This is a genomic window from Streptomyces sp. NPDC051219 (genome assembly GCF_040682335.1).
Taxonomy (GTDB): Bacteria; Actinomycetota; Actinomycetes; order Streptomycetales; family Streptomycetaceae; genus Streptomyces.
This window is the reverse complement of record NZ_JBFBAS010000040.1, coordinates 18,486-30,395: the sequence shown is the minus strand read 5'-3', so window position 1 is coordinate 30,395 and position 11,910 is coordinate 18,486. Positions and strand designations below refer to the sequence as shown.

The 11,910-nt window shown below is 69.9% G+C and carries 6 protein-coding genes and 1 pseudogene; 4 read left to right on the top strand and 3 right to left on the bottom strand.

The window, feature by feature from the left end:
* The first annotated feature begins 73 nt into the window (after positions 1-73).
* Positions 74-3,799, top strand: a complete 3,726-nt coding sequence (locus tag AB0M62_RS29980) for a S8 family serine peptidase (RefSeq protein WP_366077461.1) — start codon at positions 74-76, stop codon at positions 3,797-3,799.
* 169 nt (positions 3,800-3,968) lie between these two features.
* Here AB0M62_RS29980 and AB0M62_RS29975 read toward each other — a convergent pair whose 3' ends face one another.
* Entirely contained in the window at positions 3,969-4,274 is a 306-nt protein-coding gene (locus AB0M62_RS29975; RefSeq protein ID WP_366077460.1) for a hypothetical protein, read from the bottom strand.
* 33 nt (positions 4,275-4,307) lie between these two features.
* Here AB0M62_RS29975 and AB0M62_RS29970 point away from each other — a divergent pair.
* Positions 4,308-4,529 (top strand): annotated as a pseudogene (locus AB0M62_RS29970) (cupin); the annotation flags it as partial.
* Between the two features lie 274 nt (positions 4,530-4,803).
* On the opposite strand, the gene katG reads toward AB0M62_RS29970, so the two are convergent.
* On the bottom strand, positions 4,804-7,035 hold the full coding sequence (katG, locus tag AB0M62_RS29965; RefSeq protein WP_366077459.1) for a catalase/peroxidase HPI: 2,232 nt from the start codon (positions 7,033-7,035) through the stop codon (positions 4,804-4,806).
* Entirely contained in the window at positions 7,028-7,366 is a 339-nt protein-coding gene (locus AB0M62_RS29960; protein ID WP_366077458.1) for a hypothetical protein, read from the bottom strand. The genes katG and AB0M62_RS29960 overlap by 8 nt, the downstream gene beginning before the upstream one ends.
* 160 nt (positions 7,367-7,526) lie before the next feature.
* Here AB0M62_RS29960 and AB0M62_RS29955 point away from each other — a divergent pair, with 160 nt between their 5' ends.
* Positions 7,527-7,937, top strand: a complete 411-nt coding sequence (locus AB0M62_RS29955; RefSeq protein ID WP_366077457.1) for a Fur family transcriptional regulator — start codon at positions 7,527-7,529, stop codon at positions 7,935-7,937.
* Positions 7,938-8,517: 580 nt separating this feature from the next.
* Complete coding sequence (locus AB0M62_RS29950; RefSeq protein WP_366077456.1) at positions 8,518-11,895, top strand: pyruvate carboxylase; 3,378 nt, start codon at positions 8,518-8,520, stop codon at positions 11,893-11,895.
* Positions 11,896-11,910 lie beyond the last annotated feature (15 nt).

Below are 11,910 nucleotides of genomic sequence, written 5' to 3'. Positions count from 1 at the left end.
CATTGTGCGAGGCAGAAGGCGCCCCGATCATCCAGATCATCTCCCGTCCTCAGCTTCCCTTTTGGGGGTCTCCTTGCCTGTCGTTCCCATACCCAGACCAGGGCAGATCGCGCTCGCCGCGGTCGCCGCCCTGGCGATGGGCGTCATGCCAGCCTCCGCTGCCCCTGCGAGTTCCCCTGCGAACCCGGCCGGGCCGGTGCCGCCTGCCGGCGCCGTACTTCAGTCACTCGGAGCCGGCGGCACACACACCGTCACCCTGATCACCGGTGACAAGGTCACGATCGGTTCCGCCGCCGACGGCACGGCCGTCCGGTCATTCGAAGGTGCGAACGGAGCCGCCACAGGTTTCCACCGCGCCGTCATCGACGGCTCGACGTACGTCTATCCGGACGCCGTCCTGCCGTATGTCAGCGCCGGGAAGCTGGACAAGCAGCTGTTCAACGTGACCCGGCTGATCGCTGACGGTTACGACGACGCTCACGCCGACCGGTTGCCGCTCATCGTGAGCTACACCGACGCTGCCGCCAGGTCCCGGACCCAGCCGAACGTGGCCGGCTCGAAGGTCGTCCGCCGGCTGAACAGCATTCAGGGCGCGGCCCTCGCGCAGAACCGCAAGCAGGCTCCGGCGTTCTGGTCCGCGCTCACGGGCGGTTCCGGCGCGGCGGCCCGGTCGGCGAAGCCGGCCTTCGCGGGTGGCATTGCCAAGGTCTGGCTGGACGGCAAGGTGAGGGCCAACCTGGCCGACTCGACCGCCCAGATCGGTGCGCAGCAGGTCTGGTCGCAGGGGAACACCGGCAAGGATGTGAAGGTCGCGGTGCTCGACACCGGTGTGGACCTCGAACACCCTGATCTCGCCGGGCAGGTCGACGACAGCGCCAGCTTCATCCCGTACGAGCCGGAGATCACCGACCGTCACGGCCATGGCACCCACGTCGCCTCGACGGTCGCCGGCACTGGCAGCGCCTCCGACGGGAAGGAGCGAGGCGTCGCCTCCGGCGCTCGGCTGGCCATCGGCAAGGTGCTCGACGCCAATGGTGGGGGCGAGTCGTCCTGGATCATCGCGGGCATGGAGTGGGCGGCCCGGGATCAAAAGGCCAAGATCATCAGCATGAGCCTGGGCGGCGGCGGCGACGCCACCGACCCGATGAGCCAGGCGGTCGACCAACTCAGCCGCGAGACCGGCGCGCTGTTCGTCATCGCGGCGGGCAACGGCGGCCCGAAGTCCATCAGCAGCCCCGGCGCCGCGGACTCCGCGCTGACCGTCGGCGCCGTCGATTCCGCGGACCGGCTGGCCGAGTTCTCCAGCCAGGGCCCGCGGGACGGCGACTTCGGGCTGAAGCCCGAAATCACCGCGCCCGGCGTCGACATCCTCGCGGCACGCTCCCAGTACCGGCGGGGCGGCTCGGGCCACTACACCACGATGAGCGGCACGTCGATGGCGACACCGCACGTCGCCGGCGCTGCCGCGCTGCTGGCCGCCACGCACCCCGACTGGACCGGCCCGCAGCTGAAGGAGGCACTGGTCAGCAGTGCCAAGGCCACTCCGTCGTACAGCCCCTACCAGGCGGGCAGTGGGCGGCTCGACGCCCTGGCGGCGGTGAACACCTCGGTCTTCGCGACCGCCAGCGCGTTCTCCGGTTTCCACCCCTGGCCCCACAAGCCGGGAGAGACCGACGCCCAGAAGGTGACGTACACCAACACCGGCGACGCCCCGGTCAGCCTGGACCTGGCAATCGACGCGGCCGCCCCCGCGGGGCTGTTCACCCTCTCCGACGACCGGGTCACCATCCCCGCGCGTGGCACCTCCTCGGTCCTCCTGACCGCGGACCTGGACCGGCTGTTGGGCGACCAGCAGATCAGCGGCATGATCACCGGCAAGGACGGCACCGGAAAGGTCCGGGCCCGGACCCTGATCGGCGCCGCCAAGGAGGGACGGCGGCAGAGCCTGACCGTCATCGCGAAGGACCGGTCGGGCAAGCCGCTCTCCGGCAAGGTCCTCCTCACCGCCGCCCGTCTCTTCACGGCGATCGAGCTCGACGAATCCGGCACCGGCACCGTGCGCCTGCCCGTCGGCAACTACAGCGGATGGCTCACCGCCGACGTGCAGGGGGCCAACGGGCCGCACTCGCTGGGCATGGCGATGCTCGCCTTCAACGACGTCCAGTTGGACCAGGACCGGACCGTTATCCTGGACGGCCGGAAGGCCCGTCAGATCCTCGCCCACGTGCCGAGGCAGACCACCGCGGTCGCTCCGCGACTGGACATCCACCGGTCGTTCACCGACAGCCTGGTCGAGTCCTCCATGATGCCCAACGCGTCCTACGACAGCATCTGGGCGCTGCCGACCGGCAAGAAGGTCACCGACGGAGAGTTCGAGTTCGGCGCCCGCTTCCGCCTCGAACAGCCGGCGCTGACCATGGGCACGCAGTCGGAGACTTACCACGACCCGTTGGTCAAGCGTGCGGCCAAGCCGCTGCCGGCCGGCACCCGGACCCTGACGGCGGTCTTCGCCGCCGAGGGTACGGGCGAGGAGCTGGCGCGGCACGACGTGCGCGGCAAGGCCGTGGTGGTCCGGCGCAGCGACACCGTCGCGATCCAGGAGCAGGCGAAGGCCGCCGCGGCGGCGGGCGCGCGCGTGCTCCTCGTCGTCAACGACGGCATCGGCCGACTGCAGCCCTGGGACGAGAGTCCCTGGAGCCCCGAGAGCCCGGCCCCGCTGACGGTGGCAACGCTCAACGCCGGCCAGGGCGGTGACCTGATCGACGCGCTCCAGCGCGGCGGAGTCGGACTGAAGGTCACCTCGCACCCCACCACCGACTACCTCTACGACGTGGTGCACCACTGGTCCGGCGCCGTCCCGGCGGACCCGACCTGGCGGGTGGAGCCCAGCGACCTGGGCCGGGTGGACGTCGCCTTCCGCAACCACCGGCCCGGCAAGTCGAACGAGTTCCGTTACGACGTCTGGCGAGGCTGGACCGCCGGAAACCAGCTCACCGCTCCCGCACAGGGAGAGCGGACCGACTGGGTCACCTCCGACGCCGCATGGCTGGAAGACGCCTTCATCCCCACGGAGACCGGGCAGCACTCGGCCGGTGTCTTGCGCTACCCGGCCGGGAAGACCGGCAAGGTCAACTGGTTCGGACCGATCCAGCGGCCCCGGATGGGTCCGATCGGCTATCAGCCGGTGCGCTACCTCGACACGGTGTACATTCCCGCGCCCGGCTGGGGTGACTCCGGCGCCGGCCATGTCGGAGAAGCCCGTGGCAACTACGACGTGAAGAACTGGATGTCGCTCTACCAGGGCGACCGGCAACTCAACTGGGGTAACTCCGAGTTCCTGCCGGTACCTGGGCTCGCCGCGGAGCGGCTGCCCTACCGGCTGGTGGTCGACAACGACCGGGGTGCCTGGGCCCATCCGTACTCCACGCATACGCTGACCGAGTGGAAGTTCACCTCGGCGGCCACCGGGAGCGAGTCGGCCGAGTCCCTGCCGCTGGTCCAGCTCGACTACGGTGTGGACACCGACAAGGCGGGCCGGGCAGACCGGCGCGCCAAGCTGATGGTGACCGCATCGCATCTGCCCGGGACGAAGGCCGCCATCGGGAAGGTCTCCGTCGAGATCTCGTACGACGACGGGGCGACCTGGCAGCGGTCCGAGCTGGACCGTCACGGTGACGGATGGCGGACGAGCCTCAAGGCCCCGAAGACCGCCGGCTTCGTCAGCCTGCGGGTCACCGCCCGGGACAGTGCCGACAACAGCGTCTCGCAGACGATCACCCGGGCGTTCGGCCTGCGCTGACGTCACCTGAAAGCAGCCCGTCGGGCGGGATCGACCGCGGTCGATCCGGCACTCGGCTGCAGCCAGAGAGGTGGGACCGGGTGCGCGGCACCCGGTCCCACCGCACCTCCCGTGCCGTTCGGCTGCCTTCAGCGCCCCCACGTCGGGCCTTTGATGCAGTGCGCGCCGGTCAGTCCGACCGCCGTTGCATGCCCACGATGTCGCGGGCGGTCCCGGGCCAGTCGACGTAGAGATCGCGGGCCGCGTCGTTGAGGAAGACGTAGCGGGCCATGTTCCGCTCGCCGGCCGGCAGGGCGTCGAAATCGAGGTAGAAGGCGCCGGCCAGGCGCTTGGTGGCCAGGACGTCCGGGCGGTGTCCCAGGATCAGTGCCGGGATGTCGGCGACATTCTCCAGGGATCGCAACAGTCCGGGGCGGGCACGCTGCGTCGCTGTCGCGCGCGGCCGCTGCCGGGTGGGTATGGCCAGGGCGAACAAATGGTTACGCTCGGTGTCATTGAGTTGCAGCTGTTCGAGCTGGAGGGAGAGCCCGAGCGGGTGATCCGGGCCGGGGAGGCGTTCTGGGAGCCAGGAGGCGATGTGATCCACTACCAGGACGGCAACAATCGCGCCGACGCCCGGAGTCGCTTCCTCGTCACGATGATGTGCGAGCCTGGCAAGCCCATGCTCGTCCTCGTCGACGAGGAGGAACTGGCACAGCGCAAAGACAGGCGAGCTCCGCGACCCTACTGAAGCATGTGACACAAGGCTGTGATCTGGCAGGTCCGGGCCGCGTCTGGGGCGGTTCTTTTCAAGCGGCGAGAGCGAGGTTGTGGCCGGGAGCGCGACCACGAGGTTGCGGCCCTGCCCGCCTCCGCGGGTCGCGCTGACCGCGCGGGCACGCTCACGGCTCGCCTCCTGCACCGACCGCGACCCTCTCGACGTCGCGCCGGAGGCGGACGGTGTCGAGATTTCTCGGGCTGAGGACGTCCAGGCCGGCCGGCGCGGGCCGACCTGGACGTCATGATCAGACGAGGTCGAACCGGTCGAGGTTCATCACCTTGTCCCACGCCGCGACGAAGTCGTTCACGAACTTCTCCTTCGCGTCATCGCTCGCGTAGACCTCCGCGAGCGCGCGCAGCTCGGAGTTCGACCCGAAGACGAGGTCGGCACGGCTGCCGGTCCACTTGACCTCGCCCGTGGCGGCGTCGCGGCCCTCGAATGTGTTCTGGTCCTCGGACGTCGCCTTCCACGTCGTGCCCAGGTCGAGGAGGTTGACGAAGAAGTCGTTGGTCAAAGACCCGGGGGTCGTGGTGAAGGCGCCGAGCGGCGACTGCTGGTAGTTCGCCCCCAGCACGCGGAGCCCGCCGACGAGGACCGTCAGCTCGGGGGCGCTCAGAGTCAGCAGGTTCGCCCGGTCGAGCAGCAGGTACTCGGCCGGCAGTCGGTTGCCCTTCCCGAGGTAGTTGCGGAACCCGTCGGCGGTCGGCTCGAGCGCGGCGAAAGATTCCACGTCGGTCTGCTCCTGCGACGCGTCCACGCGGCCCGGCGTGAAGGGGACCTCGACGTCGAAACCGGCGTCCTTGGCGGCCTGCTCGACGCCCGCACCGCCGGCGAGCACGATCAGGTCGGCGAGCGAGATCTGCTTGCCGCCGCCTTGGGCGGCGTTGAAGGCCTGCTGGATCCCCTTCAGGGTGCGCAGCACCGTCGCCAGCTGGTCGGGGTCGTTGGCCTCCCACCCGCTCTGCGGCTGGAGGCGGATGCGCGCACCGTTGGCGCCGCCGCGCTTGTCGCTGCCGCGGAAGGACGAGGCCGACGCCCACGCGGTGGACACGAGCTGGGACACCGTCAGGTCCGAGGCGAGGATCTGGCTCTTGAGGGAGGCGATGTCCTCGGCGCCGACGAGCTCGTGCGTCACAGCGGGGAGGGGGTCCTGCCACAGCAGCGTCTCGGCCGGGACCTCAGGGCCGAGGTAGCGCACGATCGGGCCCATGTCACGGTGGGTCAGCTTGTACCACGCGCGGGCGAAAGCGTCCGCGAACTCGTCGGGGTCTTCGAGGAAGCGCCGCGAGATCTGCTCGTAGGCCGGGTCGAACCGGAGCGAGAGGTCGGTCGTCAGCATCGTCGGGGCGTGGCTCTTCGACGCGTCGTGGGCGTCGGGGACGGTGTCCGCCCCGGCGCCGTCCTTCGGCCTCCACTGGTGCGCGCCCGCGGGGCTCTTGAACAGCTCCCACTCGTGGCCGAACAGGATCTCGAAGAAGCTGTTGTCCCAAGTGATCGGGGTGTGCGTCCAGGTACCCTCGAGACCGCTGGTGATCGTGTCGCCACCCTTGCCGGTGCCGTAGGCGTTCGCCCAGCCGAGGCCCTGCTCCTCGATCGAGGCGGCCTCGGGGTCGGCGCCCACGTTGTCCGCAGGGCCCGCACCGTGGGTCTTGCCGAAGGTGTGACCGCCCGCGATCAGGGCGACCGTCTCCTCGTCGTTCATCGCCATCCGGCGGAACGTCTCACGGATGTCGCGGGCCGCGGCGAGCGGGTCCGGATTGCCGTTCGGGCCCTCAGGGTTGACGTAGATGAGGCCCATCTGGACCGCGCCGAGGGGGTTCTCCAGGTCGCGGTCGCCGGTGTAGCGCTCGTCGCCGAGCCAGGTGGTCTCGGGACCCCAGTAGACGTCCTCGTCGGGCTCCCAGACGTCAGCACGACCGCCGCCGAAGCCGAAGGTCTCGAAGCCCATCGACTCCAGGGCGACGTTGCCGGCGAGGATCATGAGGTCGGCCCACGAGAGACTCTGGCCGTACTTCTTCTTGACCGGCCACAGCAGGCGGCGGGCCTTGTCGAGGTTCCCGTTGTCCGGCCAGCTGTTGAGGGGGGCGAAGCGCTGCTGGCCGGCCCCGGCCCCGCCGCGGCCGTCGCTGATCCGGTAGGTGCCCGCGCTGTGCCACGCCATACGGATCATGAACGGGCCGTAGTGGCCGAAGTCGGCCGGCCACCAGTCCTGCGAGGTCGTCAGCACCTCCGCGATGTCCTGCTTGACGGCCGGGAGGTCGAGGGTCTTGAACGCCTCCGCGTAGTCGAACTCCTCGCCGAGGGGGTTGGCCACGGCGGGGTTCTTGGCGAGGATCCTCAGATTGAGCCGCTCCGGCCACCACTGGCGGTTTCCGCCGCCCTGAGTCGGGTGGGGGGCGCGCCCGTGCGCGACCGGGCAGCCACCTCCGCCCTCCGCCTTCGCGTCTACGACGATTGCATCATGGTTCTCAGACATGGGAATCCTTCCGGACTGGGCGGATCACGTTGGTCAGGAACTGCGGGCGGTGGAGCAGTCGGGGCACAGGACTGGTGACCTCGGCCTCGTGGATCGAGAAGCCGTGGTCGTGGGACGCGGTCAGGCAGAGGTCCTCGCCGACCGCTCGGTCGACGCCGGCGACGGCCCGGCGCGTCCTCGAACCGGGTCTGGCTGCCGGCCGGTTCGACGGGCGTACGAGTTCCGCCGCGGGGAGCGCATGGAGGGTTTCACCCAAGACTTGAAGGGAGGTCACCCGCAGGCCGGCATCGCGCAGCTCCTCGGTGGTGGTCCCATCACGTCTCTGTCTCATGCCGTACTGGAGTCTTCCTGTCCCTTGGCTATCGCCGGAACCGATCCTACGATGGACAGAGTCCAGGTCAACAAGCACGCCAAACTCGTATTCAATCGGAACCCGTACGTCCACCGGTAAACTTCGGGTATCCCACCGAACCTGAATAGGTGAAACCAATATGAGTGACCTGCTGGAGCGACTGCGAGGGCGTGGCTGGCGGATGACCTCCCAGCGGCGTGTCGTTGCGGAGGTCCTCGACGGCGAGCACGTGCATCTCACGGCCGACGAGGTGCACGCCCGCGCGGCTCAGCGGCTGCCCGAGATCTCCCGCGCGACCGTCTACAACGCCCTGGGCGAGCTGGTCTCCCTCGGTGAGGTCATAGAGGTCTCCACCGACGGCCGCGCCAAGCGCTACGACCCCAACGCACACCACCCGCACCAGCATTTGGTGTGCTCCAACTGCGGCACCATCCGCGATGTCCACCCGACCGGCAATCCGCTGGCCGACCTCCCGGCCGAGGAACGGTTCGGCTTCACGGTGTCCGAGGTCGAGGTCACCTACCGCGGGCTGTGCCCATCCTGCGCCTAAGATTGCGGTCCCGGGACGTTGGTGCCGGGTGACACGCTTGAGCCGTCGTCGGTTGCCAAGATGCCTCGTAAACCTTTGGGTGGGGGAGGGGCCGCGCGCCACGGGGCCGGCGACCGCCAGATCCGGTCCGGCAGGATCCGGGCGGCCTCGTCAGGGTCGACGTCGCCGATGCCCGAGAGCGGCGGCCGGCGACGCCGACGGCCGGGCCGATGGTCAGAGAGGTGATCAACGGCAGCCGGGGCGGGGCGAGTTCGCCAGACTCGACGCGTGACCGGCTCCACTGGGTGAAGGCCGAGAGCCGGCCTCCTGGGCGTCGCGGAGTTCTTTGCCATGGGCCATGCAGTAACGGTCGGCCGTAGAGGAGTGCAGGACCAGGGCGGTGAAGCTCCCGCCCCAGGGCCACCGCCTTGGACTGTGCCGAGGCCCGCTCCGACCGACGTGACGTAGCTCCCGCCGGTCGGAGATCGACTCCACCGCTACCGATCGGTACCGTCCACGGGAACAGCGGATGCCGATCCCGGCAGCCGGAATGACAACGCCACCTCGAGGCCGCGCGCCCGCAACACGACAGGGGACATTGATGTTCCGCAAGGTATTGGTCGCCAACCGGGGCGAGATCGCGATCCGCGCCTTCCGCGCGGCGTTCGAGCTCGGCATCTCCACCGTGGCCGTGTTCCCCTACGAGGACCGCAACTCGCTCCACCGGGCCAAAGCCGACGAGGCCTACCAGATCGGCGAAAAGGGCCACCCGGTGCGGGCCTATCTCTCGGTCGACGAGGTGATCAAGGCCGCGCGAAAGGCCGGTGCCGACGCCATCTACCCCGGGTACGGCTTCCTGTCGGAGAACCCCGACCTCGCCGCCGCGTGCGCCGAGGCCGGGATCACCTTTGTCGGGCCACCCGCTTCCGTTCTGCACCTCACCGGCAACAAGTCCCGCGCGGTGGCGGCCGCCCGCGAAGCCGGGGTTCCCGTACTGAAGTCGTCCGAGCCGTCCACGGACGTGGACACGCTGGTCGGCGCGGCCGACTCCATCGGGTTCCCGGTGTTCGTCAAGGCCGTCGCCGGCGGCGGCGGGCGGGGAATGCGACGCGTCGCCGAGCCCGCCGAGTTGAGGGAGGCGATCGACGCGGCGATGCGCGAGGCGGAGTCGGCGTTCGGAGACGCCACCGTCTTCCTGGAACAGGCCGTCGTCAACCCTCGCCATATCGAAGTGCAGATCCTCGCCGACACCCACGGGAATGTCGTCCACCTGTACGAGCGGGACTGTTCGGTGCAGCGGCGCCACCAGAAGGTGATCGAGATCGCGCCCGCGCCGAATCTCGATCCGGAGCTGCGCGCGCGCATCTGCGCCGACGCCGTTGCGTTCGCCAGGCACATCGGGTACGTCAACGCGGGCACCGTGGAGTTCCTGGTCGACGAGCGCGGCAACCATGTCTTCATCGAGATGAATCCCCGTATCCAGGTGGAGCACACGGTCACCGAGCAGGTCACCGGACGGGACCTGGTGATCGGGCAGCTGCGGATTGCCGCGGGAAGGACGCTTCCGGAACTGAACCTGACGCAGGACGACATCGTTCTCACGGGTACGGCCCTGCAGTGCCGTATCACCACTGAGGATCCCGCCAACGGTTTCCGCCCCGACACCGGCACCATCTCCGCGTACCGCTCCCCGGGCGGCCCCGGCGTACGGCTCGACGGCGGCACCGTGCACACCGGCGCCGAAGTATCTGCCCACTTCGACTCCATGCTGGTCAAACTGACCTGTCACGGCCACGACTTCGCCAACGCCGCCCGCCGCGCACGGCGTGCGATCGCAGAGTTCCGTATCCGCGGAGTCGCCACCAACCTGCCCTTCCTCGGCGCCGTGCTCGAGCACCCCGGCTTCCGCGAGGGCCGTGTCACGACGAGTTTCATCGCCGAGCATCCGGAGCTGCTCCGGGCGCGCCCCTCGGCCGACCGCGGAAGCCGCATGCTCACCTATCTCGCCGAGACGACCGTCAACCGTCCCCACGGCCCGCGTCCCCAGGTCATCGACCCGGCCGCCAAGCTCCCTCCCGCCTCACTGGGCAGTCCGCCCGCCGAAGGCTCCCGGCAGCGCCTCGCGGCCCTCGGGCCGGAGGCGTTCGCAGCGGAACTGCGCGCGCAGCGGGCCGTCGCGGTGACGGACACGACCTTCCGTGACGCGCACCAGTCCCTGCTGGCCACCCGGGTGAGGACGCGCGATCTGCTGGCCGTCGCCCCGTATGTCGCCCGCACGGCACCGGAGTTGCTGAGCCTGGAGTGCTGGGGCGGCGCTACCTACGATGTGGCCTTGCGCTTCCTCGCCGAGGATCCCTGGGAGCGTCTCGCGGCCTTGCGGGAGGCGGTGCCCAACATCTGTACGCAGATGCTGCTGCGTGGGCGCAACACCGTCGGTTATACGCCCTACCCCGTCGAGGTGACCGAGGCCTTCGTCGCCGAGGCAGCGGCGACCGGCATGGACATCTTCCGGATCTTCGACGCGCTCAACGACGTCTCGCAGATGCGTCCCGCCATCGATGCCGTTCGGTCGACCGGCACCGCGCTGGCCGAGGTCGCCCTGTGCTACACCGCGGACCTGTCGGACCCGGCCGAACAGCTGTACACGCTCGACTACTACCTGCGCCTCGCGGAGCAGATCGTCGAGGCCGGCGCGCACGTACTTGCCATCAAGGACATGGCCGGTCTGCTGCGCCCGCCCGCCGCCCGCACCCTGGTGACGGCACTGCGCGAGCGCTTCGACCTTCCGGTGCATCTGCACACCCACGACACGGCGGGCGGTCAGCTCGCGACGCTGATCGCCGCGATCGACGCGGGCGTCGACGCCGTCGACGCCGCCGTCGCCTCGATGGCGGGCACCACCAGCCAGCCGTCCCTGTCGGCGCTCGTCGCGGCTACCGACCACACCGAGCGCGCGACCGGGCTCTCGCTCGACGCGGTCGGGGGACTCGAGCCGTACTGGGAAGCCATGCGCAAGGTCTACGCGCCCTTCGAGTCGGGGCTCGCCTCGCCCACGGGGCGCGTCTACCACCACGAGATCCCCGGCGGACAGCTTTCGAACCTGCGTCAGCAGGCCATCGCGCTCGGCCTCGGCGACCGCTTCGAGCTGATCGAGGACTGCTACGCGGCCGCCGACCGGATGCTGGGCCGGCTGGTCAAGGTGACCCCCTCTTCGAAGGTGGTGGGAGACCTCGCCCTGCACCTGGTCGGAGCCGGGGTCCACGCGGCCGACTTCGAGTCCGACCCCGGCAAGTTCGACGTACCGGACTCCGTGGTCGGATTCCTGCGCGGCGAGCTGGGCGACCCGCCCGGAGGCTGGCCCGAGCCGTTCCGCACGCGCGCACTCCAGGGCCGCCCGGCGCAGGCCGAGAGCCCGACCCTGTCGGACGAGGACCGCCAGGGACTGGGCCGGGACCGGCGGGCGACGCTGAACCGGTTGCTGTTCCCCGGCCCGACCAAGGAGTTCGACGCCCATCGCGAGGCGTACGGCGATACGTCCGTACTGCCCACGCAGGACTTCTTCTACGGCTTGGAGCCGGACACGGAGCACACGGTCACCCTGGGGGCCGGTGTCACGCTGCTGATCGAGCTGGAGGCCATCTCCGAGGCCGACGAGCGGGGCTTCCGTACCGTGCTGGCCACGCTCAACGGCCAGCTGCGCCCCGTGTCGGTGCGGGACAAGTCCGTCGCCACTGAGGTCAAGGCCGCGGAGAAGGCCGAGCGCGGCAACGACCGGCATGTCCCCGCGCCGTTCGCCGGCGTCGTGACGCTCCAGGTGGAGGAGGGCTCTTCGGTGTCGGCGGGTCAGACGGTGGCCACCATTGAGGCGATGAAGATGGAGGCCTCCATCACCGCCCAGTGCGCGGGCACGGTCGCGCGGTTGGCGATCGGAAAGATCCAGCAGGTCGAGGCGGGCGATCTGCTCATCGAGATCGGCTGACGCCTGCTTCATGCG

Bases quoted from the DNA above. Each gene is read 5' to 3' on its own strand.
- katG (WP_366077459.1), bottom strand. From the start codon at position 7,035: ATGTCTGAGAACCATGATGCAATCGTCGTAGACGCGAAGGCGGAGGGC.
- AB0M62_RS29960 (WP_366077458.1), bottom strand. From the start codon at position 7,366: ATGAGACAGAGACGTGATGGGACCACCACCGAGGAGCTGCGCGATGCC.
- AB0M62_RS29955 (WP_366077457.1), top strand. From the start codon at position 7,527: ATGAGTGACCTGCTGGAGCGACTGCGAGGGCGTGGCTGGCGGATGACC.
- AB0M62_RS29950 (WP_366077456.1), top strand. From the start codon at position 8,518: ATGTTCCGCAAGGTATTGGTCGCCAACCGGGGCGAGATCGCGATCCGC.